This window comes from Ensifer sp. LBL, assembly GCF_050435225.1.
Classification (GTDB): Bacteria; Pseudomonadota; Alphaproteobacteria; order Rhizobiales; family Rhizobiaceae; genus Ensifer.
Map to the genome: position 1 here is coordinate 1,231,207 of NZ_JBNDJY010000001.1, position 24,147 is coordinate 1,255,353.

Annotated in this window: 27 protein-coding genes; 21 read left to right on the plus strand and 6 right to left on the minus strand. The window is 62.7% G+C overall.

Annotation, left to right across the window (positions count from 1 at the left end):
- Positions 1-120: 120 nt before the first annotated feature.
- Positions 121-282, plus strand: coding sequence for a hypothetical protein (locus OKW20_RS05985; protein WP_034804494.1), 162 nt, complete (start codon positions 121-123; stop codon positions 280-282).
- 165 nt (positions 283-447) lie between these two features.
- Here the strand turns inward: OKW20_RS05985 and OKW20_RS05990 are convergent, their stop codons facing one another.
- Positions 448-1,254, minus strand: a complete 807-nt coding sequence (locus tag OKW20_RS05990; protein ID WP_429112039.1) for an undecaprenyl-diphosphate phosphatase — start codon at positions 1,252-1,254, stop codon at positions 448-450.
- Positions 1,255-1,416: 162 nt separating this feature from the next.
- On the opposite strand from OKW20_RS05990, the gene OKW20_RS05995 reads away from it, so the two are divergent.
- The 10 genes from OKW20_RS05995 (at position 1,417) to OKW20_RS06040 (ending at position 12,956) form a co-directional block, all read left to right on the plus strand.
- Positions 1,417-2,109, plus strand: a complete 693-nt coding sequence (locus OKW20_RS05995; protein WP_043615432.1) for a glutathione S-transferase family protein — start codon at positions 1,417-1,419, stop codon at positions 2,107-2,109.
- On the plus strand, positions 2,090-3,292 hold the full coding sequence (gene queG / locus OKW20_RS06000; RefSeq protein WP_429170846.1) for a tRNA epoxyqueuosine(34) reductase QueG: 1,203 nt from the start codon (positions 2,090-2,092) through the stop codon (positions 3,290-3,292). The genes OKW20_RS05995 and queG overlap by 20 nt, the downstream gene beginning before the upstream one ends.
- Positions 3,280-4,155, plus strand: a complete 876-nt coding sequence (locus OKW20_RS06005; protein ID WP_429170848.1) for an SDR family oxidoreductase — start codon at positions 3,280-3,282, stop codon at positions 4,153-4,155. Before queG ends, OKW20_RS06005 begins: the two co-directional genes overlap by 13 nt.
- A gap of 460 nt (positions 4,156-4,615) precedes the next feature.
- Positions 4,616-4,990 carry a septal ring lytic transglycosylase RlpA family protein gene (locus OKW20_RS06010; RefSeq protein WP_060519659.1) on the plus strand — a complete coding sequence of 125 codons (375 nt, stop codon included), beginning with the start codon at positions 4,616-4,618 and terminating at the stop codon, positions 4,988-4,990.
- A gap of 136 nt (positions 4,991-5,126) precedes the next feature.
- Positions 5,127-6,413 carry an RsmB/NOP family class I SAM-dependent RNA methyltransferase gene (locus tag OKW20_RS06015; protein WP_429170851.1) on the plus strand — a complete coding sequence of 429 codons (1,287 nt, stop codon included), beginning with the start codon at positions 5,127-5,129 and terminating at the stop codon, positions 6,411-6,413.
- A 188-nt stretch (positions 6,414-6,601) separates the two neighbouring features.
- Positions 6,602-7,882 (plus strand): imelysin family protein, encoded by a 1,281-nt coding sequence (locus tag OKW20_RS06020; protein ID WP_043615417.1) that lies wholly within the window; start codon positions 6,602-6,604, stop codon positions 7,880-7,882.
- A gap of 49 nt (positions 7,883-7,931) precedes the next feature.
- On the plus strand, positions 7,932-9,461 hold the full coding sequence (locus tag OKW20_RS06025; protein WP_429170853.1) for a di-heme oxidoredictase family protein: 1,530 nt from the start codon (positions 7,932-7,934) through the stop codon (positions 9,459-9,461).
- Positions 9,461-10,576: an imelysin family protein gene (locus OKW20_RS06030; RefSeq protein WP_429170854.1), complete on the plus strand. Its 1,116-nt coding sequence runs from the start codon at positions 9,461-9,463 to the stop codon at positions 10,574-10,576. The genes OKW20_RS06025 and OKW20_RS06030 overlap by 1 nt, the downstream gene beginning before the upstream one ends.
- Positions 10,577-10,807: 231 nt before the next feature.
- Positions 10,808-11,797 carry a magnesium transporter CorA family protein gene (locus OKW20_RS06035; protein WP_043625893.1) on the plus strand — a complete coding sequence of 330 codons (990 nt, stop codon included), beginning with the start codon at positions 10,808-10,810 and terminating at the stop codon, positions 11,795-11,797.
- Between the two features lie 73 nt (positions 11,798-11,870).
- Entirely contained in the window at positions 11,871-12,956 is a 1,086-nt protein-coding gene (locus tag OKW20_RS06040; RefSeq protein WP_429170857.1) for a DUF1513 domain-containing protein, read from the plus strand.
- Positions 12,957-12,969: 13 nt separating this feature from the next.
- Here the strand turns inward: OKW20_RS06040 and OKW20_RS06045 are convergent, their stop codons facing one another.
- Positions 12,970-13,524 carry a GNAT family N-acetyltransferase gene (locus OKW20_RS06045; RefSeq protein WP_043625836.1) on the minus strand — a complete coding sequence of 185 codons (555 nt, stop codon included), beginning with the start codon at positions 13,522-13,524 and terminating at the stop codon, positions 12,970-12,972.
- A gap of 83 nt (positions 13,525-13,607) precedes the next feature.
- On the opposite strand from OKW20_RS06045, the gene OKW20_RS06050 reads away from it, so the two are divergent.
- The 4 genes from OKW20_RS06050 (at position 13,608) to guaA (ending at position 16,881) form a co-directional block, all read left to right on the plus strand.
- The gene (locus OKW20_RS06050) at positions 13,608-14,060 is read left to right on the plus strand and encodes a TspO/MBR family protein (RefSeq protein ID WP_205237292.1); all 453 of its coding nucleotides are present in this window, start codon (positions 13,608-13,610) and stop codon (positions 14,058-14,060) included.
- 76 nt (positions 14,061-14,136) lie between these two features.
- Entirely contained in the window at positions 14,137-14,589 is a 453-nt protein-coding gene (locus OKW20_RS06055; protein WP_043625842.1) for a PaaI family thioesterase, read from the plus strand.
- Positions 14,586-15,224, plus strand: a complete 639-nt coding sequence (locus tag OKW20_RS06060; protein ID WP_429170859.1) for a 5'-methylthioadenosine/S-adenosylhomocysteine nucleosidase — start codon at positions 14,586-14,588, stop codon at positions 15,222-15,224. The genes OKW20_RS06055 and OKW20_RS06060 overlap by 4 nt, the downstream gene beginning before the upstream one ends.
- 94 nt (positions 15,225-15,318) lie before the next feature.
- Positions 15,319-16,881, plus strand: coding sequence for a glutamine-hydrolyzing GMP synthase (guaA, locus tag OKW20_RS06065; protein ID WP_043625848.1), 1,563 nt, complete (start codon positions 15,319-15,321; stop codon positions 16,879-16,881).
- 83 nt (positions 16,882-16,964) lie between these two features.
- Here the strand turns inward: guaA and OKW20_RS06070 are convergent, their stop codons facing one another.
- Both OKW20_RS06070 and OKW20_RS06075 read right to left on the minus strand, forming a co-directional pair.
- Positions 16,965-17,795: a DUF2971 domain-containing protein gene (locus OKW20_RS06070; RefSeq protein WP_429170861.1), complete on the minus strand. Its 831-nt coding sequence runs from the start codon at positions 17,793-17,795 to the stop codon at positions 16,965-16,967.
- A gap of 441 nt (positions 17,796-18,236) precedes the next feature.
- A complete protein-coding gene (locus OKW20_RS06075) occupies positions 18,237-18,683 on the minus strand; it encodes a MarR family winged helix-turn-helix transcriptional regulator (RefSeq protein WP_429170862.1) in 447 nt (148 codons plus the stop codon).
- A 147-nt stretch (positions 18,684-18,830) separates the two neighbouring features.
- Between OKW20_RS06075 and OKW20_RS06080 the strand changes: the two genes are divergently transcribed.
- The 6 genes from OKW20_RS06080 (at position 18,831) to OKW20_RS06105 (ending at position 22,739) form a co-directional block, all read left to right on the plus strand.
- Positions 18,831-19,589, plus strand: coding sequence for an alpha/beta hydrolase (locus OKW20_RS06080; RefSeq protein ID WP_429170864.1), 759 nt, complete (start codon positions 18,831-18,833; stop codon positions 19,587-19,589).
- A gap of 257 nt (positions 19,590-19,846) precedes the next feature.
- Complete coding sequence (locus tag OKW20_RS06085; protein ID WP_429112020.1) at positions 19,847-20,581, plus strand: SDR family oxidoreductase; 735 nt, start codon at positions 19,847-19,849, stop codon at positions 20,579-20,581.
- Between the two features lie 125 nt (positions 20,582-20,706).
- Entirely contained in the window at positions 20,707-21,036 is a 330-nt protein-coding gene (locus tag OKW20_RS06090; protein WP_429171156.1) for an ArsR/SmtB family transcription factor, read from the plus strand.
- On the plus strand, positions 21,033-21,500 hold the full coding sequence (locus OKW20_RS06095; RefSeq protein WP_429112018.1) for an SRPBCC family protein: 468 nt from the start codon (positions 21,033-21,035) through the stop codon (positions 21,498-21,500). The genes OKW20_RS06090 and OKW20_RS06095 overlap by 4 nt, the downstream gene beginning before the upstream one ends.
- A gap of 121 nt (positions 21,501-21,621) precedes the next feature.
- Positions 21,622-22,035 (plus strand): GFA family protein, encoded by a 414-nt coding sequence (locus OKW20_RS06100; protein ID WP_429170866.1) that lies wholly within the window; start codon positions 21,622-21,624, stop codon positions 22,033-22,035.
- A 101-nt stretch (positions 22,036-22,136) separates the two neighbouring features.
- Complete coding sequence (locus tag OKW20_RS06105) at positions 22,137-22,739, plus strand: 2'-5' RNA ligase family protein (protein WP_429170868.1); 603 nt, start codon at positions 22,137-22,139, stop codon at positions 22,737-22,739.
- A 123-nt stretch (positions 22,740-22,862) separates the two neighbouring features.
- Here the strand turns inward: OKW20_RS06105 and OKW20_RS06110 are convergent, their stop codons facing one another.
- The gene (locus OKW20_RS06110; protein ID WP_429170870.1) at positions 22,863-23,327 is read right to left on the minus strand and encodes a hypothetical protein; all 465 of its coding nucleotides are present in this window, start codon (positions 23,325-23,327) and stop codon (positions 22,863-22,865) included.
- A 173-nt stretch (positions 23,328-23,500) separates the two neighbouring features.
- Positions 23,501-24,127: a glutathione S-transferase family protein gene (locus OKW20_RS06115; RefSeq protein ID WP_429170872.1), complete on the minus strand. Its 627-nt coding sequence runs from the start codon at positions 24,125-24,127 to the stop codon at positions 23,501-23,503.
- Positions 24,128-24,147 lie beyond the last annotated feature (20 nt).

The following is a 24,147-nucleotide window of genomic DNA, read 5'->3' on the forward strand; positions in this document are numbered from 1 at the left end:
GCAAATTCAACATGTCCTGATATTGATCATGTCATATCCACCAACTAAACACCGCCTCGCGCCCCCGATCCCAAGGCATGACGGCGGGCGGCGGCATCATTCTCGAAAGGCATAGCGTCCATGGGCAAGTCGATCGCAATCTTTTTTGCGTGTGCGGCACTGATCATTCTGGCTGGCTCGTTCATGGCGCCGAACACGGTCGCCAGCAGCGGCAAGGATTGCGCGCCGGCCTATGGCGTCGATCCGTGCACCACGGCATCGATCGACCTTTCCGGCCACTAAGGGGCGGCGCCTCGACGAGGCATCAAAAAGTTATTGGCGGGGGCCAGTGGCCGCGTGCGTTTCTTCTTGAGACGCACGCGGCTTTGTTTATGGAGGCCGCTTTAGGCCAAAGAAAAAGGCGCGTCCGGAACGCGCCTTTTGTCATTCTGAGATCGTCGGTTCCGCTCAGCCAAGCAGCCACAGACCGATCAGGCCGGCGATCCCGACGACGATGCGCCAGATGGCGAAAGGCGTGAAGCCGCGCCGCGAGACGAAGTCGAGCAGCGAGCGCACGACGAAAATGCCGGCGACGAAGGCTGCGATGAAACCGACGGCAATCATGGTGAAATCGTCGAAGGACAGCGCGTCGCGGTTCTTGTAGAGGTCCAGCGTGAAGGCGCCGAGCATGGTCGGCATCGCCAGGAAGAACGAGAACTCGGCGGCCGAGCGCTTGTCGGTGCCCATCAGCAGCGCGCCGGCGATGGTCGCGCCGGAACGGGACGTACCGGGGATCATCGCCAGGCATTGGAACAGACCGATCTTCAGCGCCAGCGACGGCGGATAGTCCATCACGTCGGTATAGCGCGGCTTCAGCGGCATCTGGTCGATCGCATAGAGGATGACGCCACCGACGATCAGCACGACGCAGATCAGGACAGGCGTCTCGAACAGCACCGTCTTGATGAAATCATGGGCGATGGCGCCGATGACGGCCGCCGGCAGGAAAGCGAGCAGCACTGACACGACGAAGCGGCGCGCCTTGATGCTTGTCGGCAGCGCCAGCGCGATCGACAGAAGCTTCTGGAAATAGACGAGCAGGATCGCCAGAATGGCGCCAAGCTGGATGAGAACGGCGAAGGTGTTGCCCGGCGACTTGAAGCCGAGAAAGTGGCCGGCGAGGAGAACATGCGCCGTCGACGAGACAGGGATAAACTCCGTCAGGCCCTCGATGAGCCCGAGGACGAGCGCGCTGATGATCGATTGATCCGCCATATATGAGATTTTCCTGACAAGTTTTGAAGTGGGGGGAAAAGGCTGATTCGCTTGTGTTTGCCACCACAAATTTCTATAGCTCTTTCTTATGAGCCGTGGCCAGACGCTTGCGCCGCCACGCTGATGCCCCCAGCAAAAAGCCTCTGAGAAACCAGATCATCGATGCCGACACTGTATCATCACCCAATGTCCTCCGCCTCACGGTTCGTTCGCCTGATCCTTTCGGAATACGGCTATCAGACGGAACTGACCGATGAGCAGCCCTGGGAAAATCGGCGCGACTTCCTGGCGTTGAACCCGGCCGGCACGCTACCGGTCTATGTTGACGATAGTATGAGGGCTCTCTGTGGGGCCACGATCATCTCGGAATATCTCGACGAGACGAACGGCATCATGAAGCGGGATCGCCGGCTGCTCGCGGAAGATCCGTTCCAGCGCGCCGAGATCCGCCGGCTGGTCGAGTGGTTCCTGCAGAAGATGGAAGCCGATGTGACCCGGCCGCTGGTGCGCGAGCGTATCTTCAAGCTGCAGATGACGCCGGACCAGGGCGGCGGCGCGCCCGACAGCAAGATCCTGCGCACGTCCCGCGCCAATATCCGCCAGCACATGAAATACCTTTCGTGGCTCGCGGGCACACGCACCTGGCTTGCCGGCGACCGCATTTCCTATGCGGATCTCGCCGCGGCCGCGACCGTGTCCGTGCTCGACTATCTTGGAGAAATCGACTGGTCGGACGCTCCGAGCGCCAAGGAATGGTACCAGCGGCTGAAGTCCCGCCCCTCCTTCCGCCCGCTGCTTGCCGAGCGCGTGCGCGGCGTGACCCCCGTTCCGCACTATGCGGATCTCGACTTCTGAGGCGAACAGCGTGCCCGGCATCGATGCCAAGGCAGACAGTGAGGAACGGCGCCGGCTGAAGCTGACGGCGTTCCTGAAGGCGGAAGCGGCAGACAAGGGCTTCGATCTCTGTCGCATCACCCGGCCCGATGCTATTCCGCAAGCCCCAAGCCGGCTCAGGGATTTCCTCGACGAGCGCTTCCACGGCACGATGGACTGGCTCGAAGAGACGGCCGAGCGCCGTTCCGATCCGCGCACGCTCTGGAGCGAGGTGCGCTCCGTCGTCATGTTCGCGATGAACTACGGCCCGGAACACGATCCGCGCGGCATTCTCCAGCAGACCGATCGCGGTGCGATCTCGGTCTATGCCCAGAACCGCGACTATCACGACATCATCAAGGGCAAGCTCAAGGAAGTCGCGACCCGCTTTGCCGCCCGCGCCGGCGAGGACGTCAAGGTCTTCGTCGATACCGCCCCTGTCATGGAAAAGCCGCTGGCGGAGCAGGCCGGCCTCGGCTGGCAGGGCAAGCACACCAATCTCGTCAGCCGCGACTATGGCTCATGGCTGTTTCTCGGCAGCTTGTTCACCACGGCCGACCTTGCGTTCGACGACGCCGAGCGCGACCATTGCGGTTCCTGCCGCGCCTGTCTCGACGCCTGTCCGACCGACGCCTTCCCGGCGCCCTACCGGATCGATGCGCGCCGTTGCATCTCTTACCTCACGATCGAGCACAAGGGGCCGATCGATCCCGAATTCCGGCCGCTGATCGGCAACCGCATCTATGGCTGCGACGACTGTCTTGCCGCCTGCCCCTGGAACAAGTTCGCGCAGGCGGCCTCGGAAATGAAGCTCAGAGCACGCGACGACCTGAAGGCGCCGTCGCTCGAAACCCTGCTTGACCTCGATGATTCGAGCTTCCGCAGCCTGTTTTCAGGCTCGCCCGTCAAGCGCATCGGTCGAGACCGCTTCGTGCGGAACGTGCTGATCGCCGCCGGCAACTCCGGCAGCGAGGCGCTGGTGCCCGCAGTCAAGGCCCGCGTCAACGACCCCTCTGCCGTGGTGCGGGCGATGGCGGTCTGGGCGCTGTCACGATTGGTCGCGCCTGCGGCGCTTGCGGAATTTGCCGAACAATGCGAGCCAGAGACGGACGAAGACGTCCTCAACGAATGGCAGATCGCGGGAGTGAGCCGATGCATGTCCTGATCCTTGGCGCCGGTTACTCCGGTACCGCAATCGCAAAAGCGATGGCCCCGACGGCCACAAGCGTCATCGGCACCACCCGGACCGAGGAGAAGGCGACAAAGCTCGAAAAGGCCGGCATCCGCCCGGTCCTCTTCGACGGCGAAACGATCTCCGACGGTCTGGCCACCGCCCTTGGCAAGGCAACCCATTTGATCCAGTCGATCGCGCCCGGTCGCGACGGCGATCCCATGTTCCGCGCCACGAGCCTGGACCTCGCGCAGATCGCGCCGAACCTCAAATGGATCGGCTACCTCTCGACGGTGGGCGTCTATGGCGACCACGGCGGAGAATGGGTCACTGAGGACATGCTGCGCAAACCGGTCTCGGCCCGCTCTGTCGAACGCGTGGAAGCGGAAGACGCCTGGATCGCCTTCGGCAAGAAGAAGGATATTCCCGTCGCGGTGCTGAGGCTCTCCGGCATCTACGGCCCCGGACGCAACGCCTTCTGCAATCTCGAAAACGGCACGGCGCGGCGACTGGTCAAGCCCGGCCAGGTGTTCAATCGCATCCGCGTCGAGGATATTGGCGCGGCAGCCCTGTTCCTTGCCAACACTGGCACCAGCGGCGTTTTCAACATCACCGACAACGAGCCGGCACCGCCGCAGGACGTGGTCGCGGAAGCCGCCCGGCTCATGGGTGTCGAGCCGCCGCCGGAAACGCCCTTCGAGCAAGCCGAACTGTCACCGATGGCCCGCACCTTCTATGGCGAAAACAAGCGGGTTTCGAACGCCCGCATGCGCGCAACCGGTTTTGAATTCGCGTTTCCGGATTATCGCGTCTCGCTTGCACAGCTCTGGCAGTCGGGCGCCTGGCGCGGACAGTGAAACGAAATATGGCACGCGCCAGATAGCATAACCCGTAATGCTTATAGAACGTCGACAGTCAGTCCGTCAGTAATGGCCAGGGCTGGGCGAGCGCAATTGTGACATTCTTTGGATATTCGTTCGATACTTGGCTTTTTCATACAACCTGTGCGCTAGTAACGAATTTTCGACCATCCGGATTCCGGAAAACTGGTCCAATTCGAAATTTTTAATGATTTTTTTCGTTTACCGGCGAGTTGGGCCCGCGTGCGGAAGTTGGCAAGCGCTCAACCCCTGATTCCAAAGAACTTCCGGTCCAGGTTTAAACTATTTCAAACAATCTTCGTTTTTGAAATTTCGTCATTTTTTAATAAATCCTAATAGAGCGTAAATGGTTGAAGCACGTTTTTGCCATTTTTCGCCCCAATTAGCGGTTCCCAGAAGTTTTTAACCAAGTGTTTTGACCGAGGGGATCGCCAGTTTGACGCCAGCGAAGATCAAGACTGCTGCCGCTGCAGCGCTATTCACGGCCACTATCGGTCTCGTTTCCGTTTCCGATAGCCATGCGGCCGGTGCCGGCTGCGGCGGCGCATCCTGGTATGCGCTGAGCTCCAAGACCGCCTCCGGCGAGCGCATGAATGCCGCTCACCTGACGGCCGCCCATCGCAGCCTGAAGTTCGGCACCAAGGTGCAGGTCACCAACAAGCGCAACGGCAAGAGCGTGATCGTTCGCATCAACGATCGAGGCCCGTTCATCCGCGGTCGCGTCATGGATCTTTCCAAGGCTGCTGCTTCGCAGATCGGCATGGTTCGCTCCGGTACTGCCAGCGTCTGCTACCGCGTCGTCAACTCCTGATCTTGAAATACTGCTACCCGGCCTGCGTTCGGGTGGATCTACTTCGCTAAAGGCCGTTCTCGGCGGTTAATCTTCTCCGCCGTCTTGCTCTTCGATGCCATCGCCGTTACCACGGCGAAAAAGGAGTTGATCGAAGATGCGTTTGGGCGGCAGGCTCGCTGGAGCCATTGAGGTTCTTGAGGATATCGAAAAGCGGAAGCGCCCGGTCGCCGACGCGCTCAAGGATTGGGGCCTTGCCCACCGTTTCGCCGGATCCGGCGATCGCTCGGCGATCGGCAACATCGTCTACGACGCCCTTCGCATGAAGCTCTCCCACGCTTACCTCATGGACAGCGACAGCGCCTCGGCGCTCGGCCATGCGGTGATGTACCGCCAGTGGGGCTTTTCGCCAGAAAAGCTGGCCGCCGAACTCGATGGCGACAAGTTCGCGCCGGAGGCACCGGCCGAACAGCTTCAGGCCTTCAGGTCGCGCCAGATCGAAGACGCCCCGGCCCATGTGCAGGGCGACATCCCCGAATGGGTGCGAGCCTCCTTTGAAGAAAACTTCTCCGACGACTGGCTGGAAGAAGCCAAGGCGCTCGCCGGCCGGCCGACGCTGGACCTGCGCGCCAACACGCTGAAGGCGTCGCGCGCCAAGGTGCTGAAGGCGCTGGAGCGCAGCGGCGCCGAGGCAGCAACGATCGCCCGCAACGGCATCCGCATTCCCGCCGGCGAAGGCGCCTCGCGCCTGCCGAACGTGACGGCCGAGCTTTCCTTCCAGAAGGGCTGGTTCGAGGTCCAGGACGAGGGATCGCAGATCGTCGCCGACCTCGCCTATCCGCAGGAAGGCGAACAGGTGCTCGACTATTGCGCCGGCGGCGGTGGCAAGACGCTCGCCATGTCGGCAGCGATGAACAACAAGGGCCAGGTCCACGCCTACGACACCGACCGCAAGCGGCTCGCCCCGATCATCGAGCGGCTGAAGCGCGCCGGCACCCGCAATGTCCAGGTGCATGAATCGACCGAAAGCCTCGCGCCGCTGGCCGGCCGTTTCGACCGCGTGCTGGTCGATGCGCCCTGCACCGGAACCGGCACCTGGCGCCGTCGCCCCGATACCAAATGGCGGCTGAACCAGAAGAACCTCGAAGAGCGCATCTCCCAGCAGGAAGAAGCGCTGGCAAGTGCGGCGCAGTTCGTCCGCCCCGGCGGCCACCTGATCTACGTCACCTGCTCGGTTCTTCCCGAGGAGAACGAGGCGCAGGTTTACGGCTTCTGCGAGGACAATCCGGAATTCGAGATCCTGTCGGCCGCCGACATCTGGGCGACGCTGTTTGGCACCGACAAGCCGCAACCCTGGTCTGCGGACATGAAGACGGTGACGCTGACCCCCGCTTCCACAGGCACGGACGGCTTCTTCTTCTGCCTGATGCAACGCAAGGGTTAAGGCCGTTTGACGATCGTCAAAAGGCGCGCATCAGATTGAAAGCGTTCTAAACTATACACTTTGACACAAGTTTGCTTTTGGTTCATGAGAAGCGGGCTCGGCGGGGCCTTTCTCATGGCCTGACGGCTGAACGACGCCATGTTTTGCGGCGCGTTCGACGGCGCCGGGGGACGCAACAGGAGAGGGTCATGACCAAGAAATTTTTCCGCGGCGCCGCGCTGGCGCTGATGACGGCGACCTCGGCGATGGCCCTGCAGCCGGCCCATGCCGCGACCGATGCCGCCGCCGTGGTGAAGCACTATACCGCCGTCGCTCACGCCAAGTTCGAAGATGCGCTGACGACCGCAGAAGCGCTCGACAAGGCGGTCGACGCGCTGATCGCGACGCCGAGCGAAGAAACGCTGAAGGCCGCGCGCGACGCCTGGAAGAAGGCCCGCAACCCCTACCAGGAAACTGAAGTCTACCGTTTCGGCAACGCGATCGTTGACGAGTGGGAAGGCAAGGTCAACGCCTGGCCGCTCGACGAAGGCCTGATCGACTATGTCGATCCGAGCTACGGCACCGAGAGCGACGAGAACGCGCTGTTCACCGCCAATGTCATCGCCAACAAGACGATCAAGATCGACGGCAAGGACGTCGACGCCTCCAACATCACGCCGGAATTCCTGGCGGGCACGCTGCAGGAAGCCGGCGGCATCGAGGCGAACGTCGCGACCGGCTACCACGCGATCGAATTCCTGCTCTGGGGCCAGGACCTGAACGGCACCAAGGCCGGCGCCGGCAACCGCCCGTACACGGATTACGACACCAAGGCGTGCACCGGCGGCAATTGCGACCGCCGCGCCGCCTACCTGAAGGCCGCGACCGAGTTGCTCGTTTCCGACCTCAAGGAAATGGTCGCCAACTGGACGCCGGATGGTGCCGCGACCAAGGCGGTCGAGGCCGACCCGAAGGCTGGCCTCGTCGCCATCCTCACCGGCATGGGCTCGCTCTCCTATGGGGAACTCGCCGGCGAGCGCATGAAGCTCGGCCTCTTGCTGCACGATCCGGAAGAAGAGCATGACTGCTTCTCCGACAACACGCACAACTCGCACCTGCACGATGCGATCGGTATCCAGTCGGCCTATACGGGCGAATACACCCGCGTCGACGGCACGAAGATGACCGGCCCGTCGCTCTCCGAGCTCGTCGCGGCCAAGGATGCCGCGCTCGACAAGGAGATGGCGGGCAACCTCGCCACCACCGTCGAGAAGATGCAGGCGATGGCCAAGCGCGCGGAAACGACCGAGGCCTACGACCAGATGATCGGCGAAGGCAATGCCGAGGGCAACGCCACCATTCAGGCGGCGATCGACGGCCTGATCGCCCAGGCAAAGACCGTACAGCGCGTCATTGCGTCGCTGGATCTCGGCACCGTCGAGCTTGAAGGTTCCGACAGCCTGGATAATCCTAACGCCGTCTTCCAATAAGCTGAAAAGGCGGGCCGCATCGACAAAGATGCGGCCCGATCCTCCTGAGATGAAACTCGGCGCTTCCCGCCTTTACGCGCTTCTTCTCGTGCAAGCGCTTTCCACGGCCCTGCCCGCCTTCGCCGGCGATGGCCTTTTGACCGAACGCTCCGATCTCGACGACAAGGACCGCCAGCGCGTGCAGGCGGTGACCCGGCCTGCGGCCGATTTCTCCAAGGCGGAAACCTTCGAGGCCATGTCCGGGGGTGCTGCGACCTCGATCGCGCCCGTCAATGCCGACAGCTTTTCGCAGTTTTCGGCCAACCTCACCTTCCAGGAGGAAGAGGGCTTCAAGCTCGGCAACGCGCTCTTTCGCAAGCTTTGGGTTTCCTCCCCCTCCTCCACCCAGGCATCGGACGGGCTCGGCCCGCTCTACAACGCCCGCGCCTGCCAGAGCTGTCACCTGAAGGACGGGCGTGGCCGTCCGCCGGAGGGTGCCGTCGATACGACCTCGATGTTCTTCCGCCTGGCGCGGCCGCCCCGCGACGACGAGGAACGCCGGATGATTGCGGCGCACGAAGTGGTGAACTTCGGCGACCCTGTTTATGGTGCCCAGCTTCAGGATAGCGCCGTGCCCGGCCTTGCCGCCGAAGGCCATCTGAAGGTCAGCTACGCCGAAGAGCCCTTCACCTTTCCTGACGGCGAAGCCGCGTCTTTGCGCCGGCCCAGCTATTCCGTCGCCGACCTTGCCTACGGACCGCTCGATCCGGCAACGACGCTCTCGCCGCGCGTGGCGCAGCCGATGATCGGCCTCGGCCTGATCGAGGCGATCCATGAGGCGGATATTCTGGCGAACGCCGACCCCGACGATAGGGATGGTGACGGCATCAGCGGCCGACCGGCGCTGACGCGGGATGCCAAGACCGGCAAGCTCATGCTCGGCCGCTTCGGCTGGAAGGCGCAGAACGCCACCGTGCGGCAGCAGAGCGCCGATGCCTTCGCCACCGATATCGGCATCTCGTCTCCCGACGCCGACCGACCGCACGGCGATTGCACCGCAGCCCAGAAAGAATGCCTGACCATGCCGACCGGCGAGCAGGCGCGCCTCGGCCCGACGGAGGCGCCCGACCCGGTGCTCAACCTCGTGACCTTCTACTCGGAGAACCTCGCCGTGCCGGCACGGCGCAAGGCGAGCTTTGCCGAAACGCTCCGCGGCAAGAAGGTCTTTTACGATCTCGGCTGCACCAGCTGTCACACGCCGAAATTCGTTACCCGCCGCGATGCGGTGGGCAAGGCGCAATCCTTCCAGCTGATCTGGCCCTATTCCGATTTCCTGCTGCACGACATGGGCGAGGGTCTTGCCGACGGGCAGCAGGTGGGTGTGGCTACCGGCCGCGAGTGGCGCACGCCGCCGCTTTGGGGCATCGGCTTGACGAAGACCGTCAGTGGGCACACTTTCCTGCTGCACGACGGACGCGCCCGCAATTTCACCGAAGCGATCCTCTGGCACGGCGGCGAAGGGCAGAAGGCCCGTGATGCCTTTGCCGCCCTTGCCGCAGGCGATCGCCGCGATCTCCTTGCCTTCCTGGAGTCACTCTGATGCCCCGCACGCATACACTTACTCTCGCATTTGCCCTGACGCTGGCGGCCGTTTTCCCCGCAGTGGCGCAAGAAGGAAGCGCGCTCTCGCCACGCGTCGTCAACGAGGCGGCCGTGCCTACGGTCATGGCCAAGGCCGTCGACGACTTCATCATCCCCGGCTACCGCAACCTCACGGAAAAGACCGCTGCCGCTACAAAGGCCACGGCCAAGCTCTGCGCGGCGCCGTCGCAGGCGACAGTCGAGGGCGCTCGCGCTGCGTTTTCCGAGGTGGTCGGCGCGTGGTCGGCGATCGAGGTGGTGAGGCTTGGTCCGGCGCTTGAGCAGAACCGGTTCGAGCGGTTCCTGTTCTACCCCGACCGCAAGAGCACGGGCCTGAAGCAGGTGCAGGCGATCGTCTCGAAGAAGGACGAAAGCGCTTCGGACGAAGCCAGGCTCAAGGGCAAGAGCGTCGCAGCGCAAGGCCTCGGCGCGCTCGAATACGTGCTCTACGGCACGGGCGCCGAGACGCTTCTGAACAAGGACGGCGATTTCCGCTGCCGCTACGGCCTGGCGATCACCAAGAACCTCGACACCATCGCCAACGAGTTCCTGGCCGCGTGGCAAAAGCCCGACGGTATTCAGGCGGCCTGGAAACATCCGGGGCCCGACAATCCTGAGTTCCGCGACAACCGCGAGGCGGCAACCGAACTGCTCGGCATTCTCGTCCATGGCGTCGAGACGGTGAAGGACCAGCGGCTGAAACCGTTCTACGAGGGCAAGGACGACAAGGGACATCCGAAGCTCGCGATCTACTGGCGCTCCGGCAACACCATGCCGTCGATCGCCGCGAACGTTCGGGGGCTGAAGACCCTGTTCGATGTGGCCGACATGCAGAGCCTGCTGCCGGAAGACAGCCGCTCGGTCGCGGGTTCGGCCGACTTCGTCTTCAAGTCGGTGATCAGCATGGCCGGCAATGTCGACGGGCCGATCGACGCGGCGCTGGCCGACGAAGGCAAAAGCGGCAAGCTCGCCTTCCTGTCGCTTAACGTCAACGACCTGCTCAACCGCCTGAACAACGATTTCGGCGGCGCGATCGGGCTTGGCGCCGGCTTCTCCTTTGCCGACGGCGACTGAGGAAAATGCGTGCGGTTTTCCGCCCGCATCCCGTTCAAACCCAGAGTGTTGACAATCACGGCTTTTGGGCGCAAAGCCCTTCCCGTGTCCGCTCTCGCGGGCACGTTTCACCACAAGGACCAACTCCCAATGAACCCCGACAGTCGAAGTCGAGCCTTCACGCTCACGGCCGTCCGGTCCTGATTGATCAGGGCTTCAGGCGGTCGGATGACTCGCCCTATGGAGCCCAATATGCTGCGCATCTACAAAAGCCAGAACAGCCACCTCGTGCTTGTCGACATGATCGACGGCATCGCCCTGCCGACGCCGGCAATCTGGTACGACCTCTACAATCCATCGACCGAGGAAACGCGGCTCGTCGAAGGCCAACTCGGCATCGAGATCCCGACCCGCGACGAGATGCAGGAGATCGAGCTTTCCGACCGGCTCTACCAGGAGGCTGGCGCCGAATTCATGACGATGACGGCAGCGGCCAAGCTCGACAGCGATTATCCGGTCAAGGTGCCAGTGACCTTCATTCTCAAGGGCACGACGCTGGTTACCGTGCGCCACGCGGACCCGAAGCCGTTCCAGAATTTTTCCAACCGCATTCAGAAGGCCAACGGCCAGATCTGCGAAAGCGGCGAACTGGTGATGCTCGGGCTGCTTGAGGCGATCATCGACCGTACGGCGGATGCGCTGGAGCGCGCCGGCAGCGAGGTCGACGGAATTTCGCGGGATGTGTTCCGCAAGACCAATGCCAGCGCCACCAAGAAGACGCGCGACCTGCAATCGCTGATCGAGCAGATCGGCCAGAAGGGCGATCTCTTGACGGTCATCCGCGAAAGCCTGGTCAGTATCGGCCGGCTGGTTGCCTACCACGTGGCGCTCGAAGGCATGGGGCCGCGCAAGGCGGGCAAGGAAAGCCGGCAGCGGATCAAGCTGATCCAAAGGGACGCGACGTCGCTCGGCGACCACGCGCTGTTCCTGTCGAACAAGATCAATTTCCTGCTCGACGCAACGCTTGGCCTCATCAATCTCGAGCAGAACCAGATCATCAAGATCTTCTCGGTTGCCGCCGTCGTCTTCCTGCCGCCGACGCTGGTCGCCTCGATCTACGGCATGAACTTCGGGGTGATGCCGGAACTGCAGTGGGAATTCGGCTACCCTGCGGCACTGATGCTGATGGTGATCTCGGCGATCGTGCCCTATTTCTACTTCAAGCGCCGGGGCTGGCTCTGAGCGTTTAAGGTGCCAAGACAAACGGCGGCACAGCCGCCGTTTGTGCGGAAATTCCATGACTGGGGACAATGGCATGACAGCCGCCACGGGCCTGATCGACCGGCGCAGTTTCCTGAAGATGGCGGGCGCAGCCTGGGTGACGAGCCTTGCCCCTGAGCGGGCCTTCGCGCTGACCAGGGCGGACGCCGTCTTCGCCTCGGCCTTCATGGCGCCTGATGGCAGCTATGGCGTTGCGACGCTGACGGAAGCGGGCGAGATCATCGACCGCACGGCGCTACCGGCCCGGGCCCACGGCATGGCCTATTCGCCGGTCAGCCGCCGCGCCGTCGCCTTTGCCCGCAGACCCGGCACCTATGCGATGATCCTTGCGACCGACGGCACGGCCGAGCCGATCGTGATTGCCGCAGCCGACGGCCGGCATTTCTACGGCCACGGCTGCTTCTCAGGAGACGGCAAGCTGCTCTATGCCACCGAGAACGACTTTGCCGCCAACCGCGGCATGGTCGGTATCTATGACGGCAGCGATAACTTCGCTCGCATCGGCGAATTCCCGACCTATGGCATCGGCCCGCACGACATGACGCTGAGCGCCAGCGGGAAGCTGCTGGCGATCGCCAATGGCGGCATCGAGACCCACCCGGATTTCGGCCGCACCAAGCTCAACCTCGACCATATGGAACCAAGCCTGACGCTGGTGGATACCAGGACTGGTGCGCTGATCCAGAAGCACGGACTGCCTGACGACTTGAGCCGCCTGTCGACCCGCCATGTCGACATCGGTCCGAAGGGCGAAATCTGGTTTGCCTGCCAATACGAAGGCGCGCGCAACGATCTGCCGCCGCTCGTCGGCTCGTTTTCCCAGGGAGAGGACCTGAAGTTCCTGTCGCTGCCCGAGCGCACGACCGAAGCGCTGGCGAACTATGTCGGCGCGATCGCCGTCAACCGGAACGAGGGACTGATCGGGCTGACGTCTCCGAAGGGCGGCGTGGCGGTGACGCTCGACGCACGAACCGGCGCGGTGCTGAAGCAAGAGCGCGTCGTCGATGCGGCGGGGGTCGCCAGCGCCGATCACGGCTTTGCCGTTTCCTCCTATGACGGCCACTTCAAGGCCAACAGGAGCCGCGTGGCCTGGGACCAGCACATCGTGCGGCTGGTTTAGCACTAACGCGATCTCAGGCCGAAAAGCGGCCGTCGCCCGAGAGCTTTGCCAGATCGTTCCAGCGATAGGCGGTCTGGTCATGGTTTTCGCCACCGAGGCTCACTTGTCCCTGGCCGACGGCAACGGCGCCGAGGCGCTCGTAGAAACCCCGGCTCGGGTTGCTGGAAAGCACCCAGGCAAAGAGCGACTTTCCGCCCAACTCCCGGCAGTGGCCGGCGACGCTGCGCACCAGTGCCGAGCCGATGCCGGCCCCCTGGAATTCCTTGAGGATATAGAGCGCATAGAGCTCCCGGTCGAACCGCGGCGGCATCGAGCGCGCCTTGCCGTAATTGGCAAAGCCGATCACCCTGTTCGTGCTCATGTCGACCGCGACCAGATGGAACACATCGGCGATGCGCATGCGCCTTGCGTGACGCAGCGCCTGTTCCTCGATGCTCATGCCGTCGAGAAAGGCATCGGAAATCAGCCCGCGGAACGTCGATCGCCAGGTTTCGACGATGACGGAGGCGATCATCATGATATCATCCGGGCCGGCCGGGCGGATGTCGATGCGTCTGAAGCTCTTCATGGCGATGATATAGGTGACACATCACGGCTTCAAAACGGCAAGGCCGCTGGAAAGCGTCAAAGTTTGTTCTATCTGTCGAAGCCATGAACAGACCGATCGTTTACACAATCTTCATCGCCGCCGTTCTCGGCCTCGGCCTTCTCATCGGCTACAACAACATCCCCGGCGAATGGTACCAGTCGCTGGCAAAACCCGCCTTCAATCCGCCGAACTGGGTCTTCGCGCCTGTCTGGTCGATCCTCTACGTGATGATCGGCATCGCCGGCGCCAGGATCTTTCTCGACCATCGCCGTACCGCCGCCATGCGCCTGTGGCTGGCGCAGATGATCCTCAACTTCCTCTGGTCGCCGCTGTTCTTCGGCATGCAGGACATCTCGTCGGCGTTGATCGTCATCCTTGCGCTCGTGATCGCGGTCGCCGGCTTCGTCATCGCAAGCTGGCAAAGAGACCGTCTTTCGGCCCTGCTGTTCCTCCCCTATCTCGCCTGGGTTGCGTTTGCGACCGCACTCAACAGCGCGATTTTGCTCATGAATTGAACTTGTCGGACCTTCATGAGCGTGCCACTGTCCGCCCAGCATAATGATGCCGCGCGACACAAAGGCCCATGGACTGATGGACGACCGTGATCCCCCCGATTTCCGAAACCGCATCCGCAACAGTTTTGCGCGGCAGGCGGCGATGCGCACGATCGGCGCCGAACTGACACTGGTCGAGCAGGGCACGGTCGAAATCGAGCTGCCCTTCGACGACAAGCTGACGCAGCAGCATGGCTTCCTGCACGCCGGCGTGATCTCCGCAGCGCTGGATTCGGCCGGCACCTATGCGGCCTATTCAGTGATCGACCCGGATGCCTCGATCCTGACGATCGAGTTCAAGGTCAACCTGCTTTCGCCCGGACGCGGCGAGCGGTTCCTGTTCCGCGGCGAGGTGACCAAGCCCGGCTCGACGATCATCGTTTCCGACGGCCGCGGCTATGCGATCCGCTCCGACGGACCGGCAAAGCTGATCGCCTCGATGACCGGAACGATGATGGTGGTGCGCGGACGCGAAGGGATCGAAGGATGAGTTTTGCCGTCAAGGACGTTGCCGGACGCAAGGTGCTCTACGTCATGGCCGTGGATGCCGAATACGGTCCGCATCTGAAGCGCCGGATCAAGCCGTTGATGACCGGCGTCGGCCCGGTCGAGGCGGCCGTCGTGTTGACGCGCACGCTTGGTGAACTTTCGGCCGAGCGGGCCCTGCCCGATCTCGTCGTTTCCCTCGGTTCGGCGGGTGCGGCCAAGCTCGAACAGACGGAAGTCTACCAGGCGGTTTCCGTCGGCTACCGCGACATGGACGCCTCGCCGCTCGGCTTCGAGAAGGGGAGAACGCCGTTTCTCGATCTTCCGGCCGTAGTGCCGCTGCAACTGCGCATCCCCGGCGTGCCCGAGGCGCGGCTTTCGACTGGCGCCAACATCGTTTCGGGCGCTGCCTATGATGGGATCGACGCCGACATGGTGGAGATGGAGACCTTCGCGGTCTTACGCGCCTGCCAGTCCTTCGGAATTCCCTTGGTTGCGCTTCGCGGCATTTCCGATGGCAAGGCCGAACTGAAGCATGTCAACGACTGGACGGAGTATCTTCACGTCATCGACGAGAAGCTTGCAAGCGTGATCGACCGGTTGGAGAATGCGGTCTTGAGTGGCGCGATCCCACTCTAAAACCCCGGAATTGTCCGGGTGCAATTGAATCGTTGCGTCGATGGCGGGCTTTCATTAAAGGCTCGCCATGATCAAGCTTGTTTGAAGGCACCCAATGACCCAGACAGCCCATCCCGACACCGTCCTCATCGTCGACTTCGGCAGCCAGGTGACGCAGCTCATCGCCCGACGCGTCCGCGAATCCGGTGTCTATTGCGAAATCGTGCCGTTTCAGTCGGCCGAAGAAGGTTTTCAGCGGCTGAAGCCGAAGGCCGTCATCCTCTCCGGTAGCCCGGCCTCGACGCTCGACATCGGCTCGCCGCGTGCGCCCTCGGTGATCTTCGATTCCGGTCTGCCGGTGTTCGGCATCTGCTATGGCCAGCAGACCATCTGCGCACAGCTCGGCGGCAAGGTCGAGAGCGGCCATCACCGCGAATTCGGCCGCGCCTTCCTCGAAGTCGAGAAGGACTGCCCGCTGTTCGAAGGCCTCTGGTCGGTCGGCTCGCGCCACCAGGTCTGGATGTCGCACGGCGACCGCGTCACCGCGATCCCGGAGGGCTTCGAGGTCGTCGCGACCTCCGCCAATGCGCCTTTCGCCTTCATCGCCGACGAAAAGCGCAAGTACTACGCCGTGCAGTTCCATCCGGAAGTGGTGCACACGCCCGACGGCGCCAAGCTGATTTCCAACTTCGTGCACAAGATTGCCGGCATCAAGGGCGACTGGTCGATGTCGGCCTACCGCGCCAAGGCGGTCGAAGCGATCCGCAAGCAGGTTGGCGACAAGAAGGTCATCTGCGCGCTCTCGGGCGGCGTCGACAGCTCGGTCGCAGCGCTCCTGATACATGAGGCTGTCGGCGACCAGCTGACCTGCATCCTCGTCGACCACGGCCTGATGCGCAAGGACGAGGCGAAGAACGTCGTCGCGATGTTCGAGGAGCACTACAACCTGCACCTCCTGCACGTCGACGCATCCGACCGCTTCATCGGCGAACTGGAAGGCCAGAGCGATCCGGAGACCAAGCGCAAGATCATCGGCCGCCTGTTCATCGAAGTGTTCGAGGAAGAGGCAAAGAAGCTTGGCGGCGCGGATTTCCTCGCCCAGGGCACGCTCTATCCCGACGTGATCGAAAGCGTCTCGTTCACCGGCGGCCCGTCGGTGACGATCAAGTCGCACCACAATGTCGGTGGCCTGCCGGAACGCATGAACATGCAGCTGGTCGAGCCGCTGCGCGAACTTTTCAAGGACGAAGTCCGCGTGCTTGGCCGCGAACTCGGCCTGCCCGACAGCTTCATCGGCCGTCACCCCTTCCCGGGTCCGGGCCTTGCCATCCGCTGCCCGGGCGGCATCAGCCGCGAGAAGCTCGAGATTCTCCGCGAAGCCGATGCGATCTATCTCGACGAGATCCGCAAGGCCGGTCTCTACGACGCCATCTGGCAGGCCTTTGCCGTGCTGCTTCCGGTGCAGACCGTCGGTGTCATGGGCGATGGCCGCACCTACGAGTTCGTCTGTGCGCTTCGCGCCGTCACCTCGGTCGACGGCATGACCGCCGACTTCTACCACTACGACATGGAATTCCTCGGTCGCGCGGCGACGCGCATCATCAACGAGGTCCGCGGCATCAACCGCGTCGTCTACGACGTCACCTCGAAGCCGCCGGGCACGATCGAGTGGGAGTAAGTGCTCGGGATACGCGCACGAGATTGAAATCTTACACAGAGCACTACCGCTAGCAGGTTGGCCTAACGGTAGTGCTCCGCCAACTACGCGGGCGTCAAGCCCACATGGCCCCTACAGTAAGAAGCAACGCTCACTTTCAGATCGGGATTAATGGAGGACAGGTCGGCAGCGAGAGAACTTACCTCTTCTCGAGCAACGCTCCATCCACAGATGACTCCGGTGACCGTCGATGGATTTATTGATCTCAGATGCATCTTGCCATCCGCACTTTGTGTGCAGGATGACAAAGCACTCACAATTCGCCACTCGCGTTCGTAGCTCCAGTCCCGAAACTTGCAAAAGAAGAGATTGTCCTGAGTGCTGGGATCATGTGTCATTCCCAAGAGATCATCCACGTAGGCCACCGGCTTCAGAGAGTTCAAGCTGCCGGTTTGATTTTTCGGAAATTCGCGATCAAGGCGTTCAAATTGCACGACATAGCCTTTGGCCAAGGCGCCGTAGTGCGCCCACATTGGAAGTGAATCAAACCTTTCAGTCAATGAGAGCACACCAACTCGAGAACGGATGAGCGAGATCGTCTTCAGGAGCTGCGTTTCCATGAAATCTAAGTCGTCATAAATCGGGGACGCAAGAGTTCTATTAGCTTGCTCAATAGTTCTTGGGCGCGATAGTAACAGGGTTTCCGGCGAAAGCAGACGAAGCACCGCTTCCTGGCACCCCAGCCATTCAAATTGCTCTGGCGTATAACCTGTTCCCCGTACCCGAACGAGCGACGCGCGGACTGCTTCTCGGTTCATATGAGGCACGAGTTCTGATGGATCATTCAGTTCGTCGATCTTTGCAAACTTTAAAGATCCGCTAGCTATGGCTCGGGCGGCTGCTTGGCTGCCCACAAATTTGTAAAGTACTGACATTGCGCCTCTTTTTTTAGTTGTTCTCCGCGCATAACTTACAACATTAACGGTAACTTTTTGGTCAAGCTCGGTCCGATGTTGGTGGCGGGAATGGACGCCGACTGAATCCGAACGGGACATCGTTCATCCGACCATCGGTCAGGTTCTCGCCTGGAACGACGTCGACCATGATCCGGCAACGGGTGTTGTGGAATATGGCACCTTCTACCGGGCTGCATCGGACGGGCGCCTTTACGAGGCCCGGTCGAAAATCGCCTTCCCGCCCCATGAGGATCTCGTCGCGATGATCGACAAAGCGGGTTGGTCGTTGAAACCTGGCTTGGTGGCTGGGACGGCAGGCCGCTCGAAGTGTCCGCGCCCGAGATCATACCCATCGGCAGGCTGCGGTAAAACGTGGGCCGCCGGCCTTTCGTCCTTCGTGAAGCGGAGACACGAGCGCCGCTATTTGGCAGCCTCGCGCATGCCATCGCGCAGTTTCCGGACCCGTTCGTTGAGGTCTATCATTTCCGGTACCGTGAAGCCGGAATTTTCCAGGAGCGCATCGGTCAGGCAACCGGTCTTCACGTGCAGGCCGCGCCCTTTCCCGGTGAGATGGACCTCGACCTGCCGCTCGTCCGTGACGCTGCGATGCCGACCCAGGAAGCCGGCGGCTTCGAGGCGCTTCACGGCCGGCGTGATGGTGCTCGATTCCAGACCCAGCCGATCGGCGATCGCCGAAATCGTCAGTCCATCCCTTTCCCAAAGCGTGCTCAGGACGAGATACTGCGTATAGGTCACGCCGAGTGCATCGAGCATCGGCTTGTAGACGCGGTTGATGGCGATCGACGCCGAGTAGATCGAGAAACAGAGCTGGCTGTCGAGCGGCAGCGTTGTCGGGTCGTCGGGCATTCCAGCCTCCTTGCGGCGCTTGCGGCCTTTCGCCGCGAAAATAGATATCGCGATAATTAATATCTTTACAAGAAAACCGAGTCGCCGTATACGATATTTATCGCGATAATTAATGTCGCGGAAACGACTCAACGAAGGAGACCCGAAATGCTCAAGTCCCTGATCACCGCCGCCGCTTTCGCCCTCTCCGCAAGCGCGCTGACACCGGCCCACGCAGCCCCCGCCACCAAGAATGTCGTACTCGTTCACGGCGCCTTTGCCGACGGCTCCGGCTGGCAGGGCGTCTACAACATCCTGAAGAAGGACGGCTACAACGTCACCATCGTCCAGAACCCGACTGTGACGCTTGCCGGCGACGTTGCGGCCACCAAGCGTGCGATCGCCGCGCAGGACGGACAGGTCGTGCTCGTCGGCCACTCCTATGGCGGCGTGGTCGTTTCGGAAGCCGGCACCGATGAGAAGGTGAAGTCTGTCGTCTACATTGCCGCCTTCGCGCCGGATAAGGGCGAGTCCGTTTCCTCGCTCATTGCCAACCCGCCGGCCGGCGCGGCCGTTCCGCCGATCCTGCCGCCGGTCGATGGCTTCCTCTCGCTCGACAAGCAAAAGTTCGCTGCTGCCTTCGCGGCCGATGTCGATCCTGAGCTTGCGGCCTTCATGGCCGACTCCCAGGTACCGTGGGGCATTGAAGCGACAACCGGCGCCGTCACCGCCCCGGCGTGGAAGGAAAAGCCGAGCTTCTACCTGGTCGCGACCGACGACCACATGATCCCGCCGGCCGCCCAGCGCCAGATGGCAAAGCGGGCGGGTTCCACCGTGGTCGAGACATCCGGCAGCCACGCCATCTACGTCTCCAAGCCCGAGGCGGTGGCCGCGATCATCGAGCAGGCCGCGCAGGCGAGCGAATAAGCGGCCTCAACGGACAGCGACAGAAATGGGGGCGAAGTGCGAAGCTTCGCCCTTTCGCTTGTCTCCAGGGTCAGCCTAACGACCAATCCGCGCGGAACCCTGCTCCACCGTCGCCATCATTGGTTAGAACTTCTGACCACGTCATCCTCGATTGGCCGCTCGATCGAGCGGATCGCCTTTTCTATCCTCAGTCTCATCAACTCAGGGGCATCAGCACCCGAGCCAATCAGAAACGGACCTCTCGAAAGGCGATATCCATGGAGAATGTTCAGGGAAAAGTCGTGGCCATCACCGGCGCAAGCAGCGGCATCGGCGAAGCCGCCGCCAAGAGGCTGGCTGCAGCCGGCGCCAAGGTGGTGATCGGTGCGCGCCGAGCCGACCGGCTGGCGCGCATCGCCGACGAAATCACCGCTGCCGGCGGCGAGGTCCGCTTTCGCGTGCTCGACGTTACCGACCGCGACGACGTTGCCGCCTTCGCCCGCTTTGCCCAGGCCGAATTCGGGCGCCTCGACGCCATCGTCAACAATGCCGGCGTGATGCCGCTGTCACCGCTGGCCGCGCTCAAGGTCGACGAGTGGGACCGCATGGTCGACGTGAACATCAAGGGCGTGCTCTACGGCATTGCCGCGGCCCTGCCGATCATGCGTGCGCAAGGATCCGGGCAGATCATCAACATCTCCTCGATCGGTGGCCATTCGGTGTCGCCGACGGCCGCCGTCTATTGCGCCACCAAGTACGCCGTCCGGGCGATCTCGGACGGCCTGAGGCAGGAGACCGATCGCATCCGCGTTACCGTCATCTCGCCCGGAACAACGACCTCCGAGCTCGCCGATACGATCAGCGACCCCAGCGCGCGCGAGGCGATGAAGGAATGGCGGGCCGTCTGCATCAGTCCCGACGCCGTTGCATCGTCGATCGCCTACGCCATCGGCCAGCCCGATGACGTCGACGTCAGTGAGATCATCGTGCGCCCGACGGCGAGCCCGCATTGAGGCAATCCGCTCCGGGGATCAAAGCGACAGAAAGGCTCGCCTCGAGCGTGCCTTTTCTTTCTGCACTGGCGTCAAAATCAATAGCATTGACTAATCAATTAGCATCTGCTATTCGTTTATTCATGATGATCGAAACCGCCCCCGTTACCGCCGTCATGCGCGCCCTCGCCGATCCGACGAGGCGCGCCGTGTTCGAGCGCATCGCCAATGCCGACGAAATCACCGTGGTCGAGCTGACGCGCGGCAGCGGCGTGACGCAGGGCGCGATATCGCAGCACCTCAAATCGCTGAAGCAGGCGGGCCTCGTCGCCGAGCGTCCAGAGGGCCGCAACGTCTACTACCGCGCCGAGCCCGAGGGCCTGGCGCCGCTCGTCGACTGGATGAGCCACTACGGCAGCTTCTGGCGCGACCGCTTCGCCAATCTGCGCACCCTTCTCAAGGAGATCGATCCATGACCGACGCAGCAGCCTTGAAACTCGAGACCCAGGATATCGTCGTCGACGAGGTCTTTCCGCATACGCCTGAGACGATCTGGAGGACGCTGACCAACGGCGAATTGATGGGCCGCTGGATCATGCCGCCGGCGGGCTTCCGACCGGTGGAAGGCACCCATTTCACTTTCCAGACGACGCCGGCCGGCGCGTGGGATGGCACCATCCGTTGCCAGGTGCTGGAGGTGCGCCCGCATGAGCGTTTCGTCTACTCCTGGAAAGGCGGCGACGAGGGCAATAGCGGCTACGGCTCGCGCCTCGATACGGTCGTCACCTGGACGCTGACAAAGGTCGACAACGGCACCCGCCTCCGGCTCGTTCATTCCGGCTTCGTCACGCCGAAGAACGACAGCGCATACGCCAACATGAGCAACGGCTGGCCGAAGGTCCTGTCGCGCCTCGGCACCGTTACCGACGAACAGCATTGAAGCCCGGGCGGATCGCCGAAGCGATCCGGCACCGCACCCACCTCGATAGGCAAAGCGTTCGATCGGCGCGCGCCTGTACGGCCGCGCGCCGGCTTTGCCGTGCCCGCAACAGGAGGAATGCATGAGCAAGTCCTATATCGGCGGATGCGCCTGCGGCGCGATCCGCTACGAGATCTCGAGTGAACCGGTCTTTTCCAACGACTGCCAGTGCCGCGACTGCCAGCACGAAAGCGGGACCGGGCACGGATCGCATATGACGTTCCGCCGCGAGGGCGTGAAGCTCGAAGGCCAGGCCTCGCATTGGGACATGGTCGCCGACAGCGGCCATGTGAAGACGCGCGGCTTCTGCCCCACCTGCGGCTCGCCGGTCTACATGACCTTCTCGGCCATGCCGGAGTTCTTCAGCGTTCGCGCGGCAAGCCTCGACGAGCCCAACCGCTACAGACCGCAGGCGGTGACCTATGCCGTGCGCGGCCTTGCCTGGGACCGTCTCGATCCGGACCTGCAGAAATTTAGCCGGATGCCGACGGAATAGCGAAGCAGGAGTCTCAGCCAACGGGCGAAGTCTTCCCTTGCCCACCGGATGTCCTTGGCATTGTCGGCCGGCATCCCCATCTGCCTTTGAGGCCACATGTCGTGGCGCGCGCCCGGGCGGTGGAGGATGCCGTGTCGTCGAACCAATTCGCATTCGATCTCGGTGGTCCCCAGCCGGCCCCGGCAACCGACATCCTTTACTTCGCGCTGCTTCCGGACGAGCCCGCCGCCACGCAGGCGCTGGCAATCGCCGAAAGGGATTTCGCCGACCAGGCGGCGGACGGCTTCATCTACCGGCCCGATCGCCTGCACGTCTCCGTCGACAAGCGCTGGCAGGGCCGCGGCATGCCCGACTTCGCGGTCGCGGATGCGCTGCGGCAGGGTGCGCGCATCGACGTGCCACCGGTCGAGATCCGGCTCGACAGGCTGGTCAGCAACGGCAATGGCCGCGACCGGCCGCGCGCCCTGACGACGCGCGACGCCGCACCGGGCTTCAGCGCGCTGGTCCGGCAAATCGGGGCGCTCAAACGCCCGCTCGCGGCAATCCCTCACATGACGCTCTACCGGAACGATCGGGTCGCGCCGGAGATCCGCGTTTCAGAACCGGTCTCTTGGGTGGCGCGCAAACTCGTTCTGATCCATGCGCGCAAGGGGATGGGCTCCGCGAAGATCCTCGCCCGCTGGCCGCTGCTGCCGGCGCGCTAAAGCGCCCGCGGTGCCATGACCTGCCTTTGGCGGCTTACGGGTTGCCGCAGCCAAAGGCAGGTCACCGCGAGACAGCATCGAGCGGCAGCGGCTCGAAATGCCGAATGCCGGGACGGCCTGAGATCAGGAATGCTTCAATTGCGTGTTGCAGATGCTGTAGTAGCCGCCACCCTTCTTGATCCAGGTGAGGCCGTTCAATGAATTGTTCGCCTTGTCGGCGTTGTACTGGTCGAGGCATGTGCGCATGCGCGCCTTGCCGGCTGTTTCCGTAGAATATTTCGCATCGACCTTGCTCGGGAAGACCACGCCCTTCGGCGCCTTGGCCGTCGTCGCGGCCGGTTCCGGAGCACTTTCCGTGTTGCTTGCCGTGGGCTCTTCATTGGTCATGGCGGTCGGCTTGGCGGCAGCTTCCGTGCCACACTGGGCTTTTCGGAAATCGTTCCACTTCATGCCATTGAGCGAACCGGCAGCCTGCGCCGACTTATACTTCGCGCTGCACTCGCTCATGCTCAGAGCGTGTGCACCGGATGAAAAAAAGAAGGGAGAAAGCGAGAGAACGGTGAGGGCTGCAATGCGGGTGATTTTCATGGAAATTCCCCTTTGCCAGAGGCATCAAACGCCCAAGAGGCTCCTGAACGCCAGCCTCGCCACGAGAATCTGCCGCGTTTGTGACCGGATGATGGAAATTGCACCGGGCCGAAGGTAGCCGGGCAATCACGCCTTGGTGATGTGGTGGCCCGGCTTCGACGAGAAGCCGGCCCCTATGCCGGCGGGATGAAGGGCTGGCTGATCGCCTGGAACACCGGAAGCGCTTCAAGCATGTCTGCATGCGCCTGCAGGCACGGATAGCGCCCCATCGTGACCAGATCGGGATGCACCTCCTTGAGGAAGCGCAACACGGCCCCAACGGCAATATCCGCATGGCCGATGCGCTCGCCGAACCAGTAGGCGACCGTGCCTTCCGCGCGGCTCGTTTCGAGAACCTGAAGCGTCTCTTCGATCTGGCGACGGCAGCGGTCGACCCAGAGCGCCGAGACCGCGCCGTGCAGCCTTTTCTCGTAGAAGAGGCTGACTGCCTTGTCGCCGAGACCGGTCGCAAGCGTGGCGATCCTCAGCGCCCGATGCCGCGCCGGTTCCGTCCGCGGGAACAGGACCCGGTCGTCGGAGACGAGACTGTCGAGATAATCGAGGATGATATGGCTGTCGGCAAGCACCGTCCCATCGTCCAGCACCAGCGTCGGCACGCGCGTCAACGGATTGTAGGCGCGAAGCTCGTCGGCATTGCCGAAGGACGACCACGGACGGTGTTCGAACGGAATGTCGTAGAGGCTGAGCGCGATGCCCACGCGTCGCACGAAGGGGGAGTCGTATTGGCCGATGAGGATCATCTTGCGGTTTCCTGCCTGTG

What these genes read in the sequence shown, in the direction of transcription:
- OKW20_RS06015 (WP_429170851.1), top strand. Translation starts at nt 5,127, where the DNA reads ATGCGTTTGGGCGGCAGGCTCGCTGGAGCCATTGAGGTTCTTGAGGAT.
- OKW20_RS06100 (WP_429170866.1), top strand. Translation starts at nt 21,622, where the DNA reads ATGAGCAAGTCCTATATCGGCGGATGCGCCTGCGGCGCGATCCGCTAC.
- OKW20_RS06055 (WP_043625842.1), top strand. Translation starts at nt 14,137, where the DNA reads ATGGACGACCGTGATCCCCCCGATTTCCGAAACCGCATCCGCAACAGT.
- OKW20_RS06090 (WP_429171156.1), top strand. Translation starts at nt 20,707, where the DNA reads ATGATCGAAACCGCCCCCGTTACCGCCGTCATGCGCGCCCTCGCCGAT.
- OKW20_RS05985 (WP_034804494.1), top strand. Translation starts at nt 121, where the DNA reads ATGGGCAAGTCGATCGCAATCTTTTTTGCGTGTGCGGCACTGATCATT.
- OKW20_RS06110 (WP_429170870.1), bottom strand. Translation starts at nt 23,327, where the DNA reads ATGAAAATCACCCGCATTGCAGCCCTCACCGTTCTCTCGCTTTCTCCC.
- OKW20_RS06040 (WP_429170857.1), top strand. Translation starts at nt 11,871, where the DNA reads ATGACAGCCGCCACGGGCCTGATCGACCGGCGCAGTTTCCTGAAGATG.
- OKW20_RS06045 (WP_043625836.1), bottom strand. Translation starts at nt 13,524, where the DNA reads ATGAAGAGCTTCAGACGCATCGACATCCGCCCGGCCGGCCCGGATGAT.
- OKW20_RS05995 (WP_043615432.1), top strand. Translation starts at nt 1,417, where the DNA reads ATGCCGACACTGTATCATCACCCAATGTCCTCCGCCTCACGGTTCGTT.
- OKW20_RS06060 (WP_429170859.1), top strand. Translation starts at nt 14,586, where the DNA reads ATGAGTTTTGCCGTCAAGGACGTTGCCGGACGCAAGGTGCTCTACGTC.
- OKW20_RS06035 (WP_043625893.1), top strand. Translation starts at nt 10,808, where the DNA reads ATGCTGCGCATCTACAAAAGCCAGAACAGCCACCTCGTGCTTGTCGAC.
- OKW20_RS06050 (WP_205237292.1), top strand. Translation starts at nt 13,608, where the DNA reads ATGAACAGACCGATCGTTTACACAATCTTCATCGCCGCCGTTCTCGGC.
- OKW20_RS06095 (WP_429112018.1), top strand. Translation starts at nt 21,033, where the DNA reads ATGACCGACGCAGCAGCCTTGAAACTCGAGACCCAGGATATCGTCGTC.
- OKW20_RS05990 (WP_429112039.1), bottom strand. Translation starts at nt 1,254, where the DNA reads ATGGCGGATCAATCGATCATCAGCGCGCTCGTCCTCGGGCTCATCGAG.
- OKW20_RS06020 (WP_043615417.1), top strand. Translation starts at nt 6,602, where the DNA reads ATGACCAAGAAATTTTTCCGCGGCGCCGCGCTGGCGCTGATGACGGCG.
- OKW20_RS06030 (WP_429170854.1), top strand. Translation starts at nt 9,461, where the DNA reads ATGCCCCGCACGCATACACTTACTCTCGCATTTGCCCTGACGCTGGCG.
- OKW20_RS06025 (WP_429170853.1), top strand. Translation starts at nt 7,932, where the DNA reads ATGAAACTCGGCGCTTCCCGCCTTTACGCGCTTCTTCTCGTGCAAGCG.
- queG (WP_429170846.1), top strand. Translation starts at nt 2,090, where the DNA reads ATGCGGATCTCGACTTCTGAGGCGAACAGCGTGCCCGGCATCGATGCC.
- OKW20_RS06080 (WP_429170864.1), top strand. Translation starts at nt 18,831, where the DNA reads ATGCTCAAGTCCCTGATCACCGCCGCCGCTTTCGCCCTCTCCGCAAGC.
- guaA (WP_043625848.1), top strand. Translation starts at nt 15,319, where the DNA reads ATGACCCAGACAGCCCATCCCGACACCGTCCTCATCGTCGACTTCGGC.
- OKW20_RS06070 (WP_429170861.1), bottom strand. Translation starts at nt 17,795, where the DNA reads ATGTCAGTACTTTACAAATTTGTGGGCAGCCAAGCAGCCGCCCGAGCC.
- OKW20_RS06085 (WP_429112020.1), top strand. Translation starts at nt 19,847, where the DNA reads ATGGAGAATGTTCAGGGAAAAGTCGTGGCCATCACCGGCGCAAGCAGC.
- OKW20_RS06075 (WP_429170862.1), bottom strand. Translation starts at nt 18,683, where the DNA reads ATGCCCGACGACCCGACAACGCTGCCGCTCGACAGCCAGCTCTGTTTC.
- OKW20_RS06005 (WP_429170848.1), top strand. Translation starts at nt 3,280, where the DNA reads ATGCATGTCCTGATCCTTGGCGCCGGTTACTCCGGTACCGCAATCGCA.
- OKW20_RS06115 (WP_429170872.1), bottom strand. Translation starts at nt 24,127, where the DNA reads ATGATCCTCATCGGCCAATACGACTCCCCCTTCGTGCGACGCGTGGGC.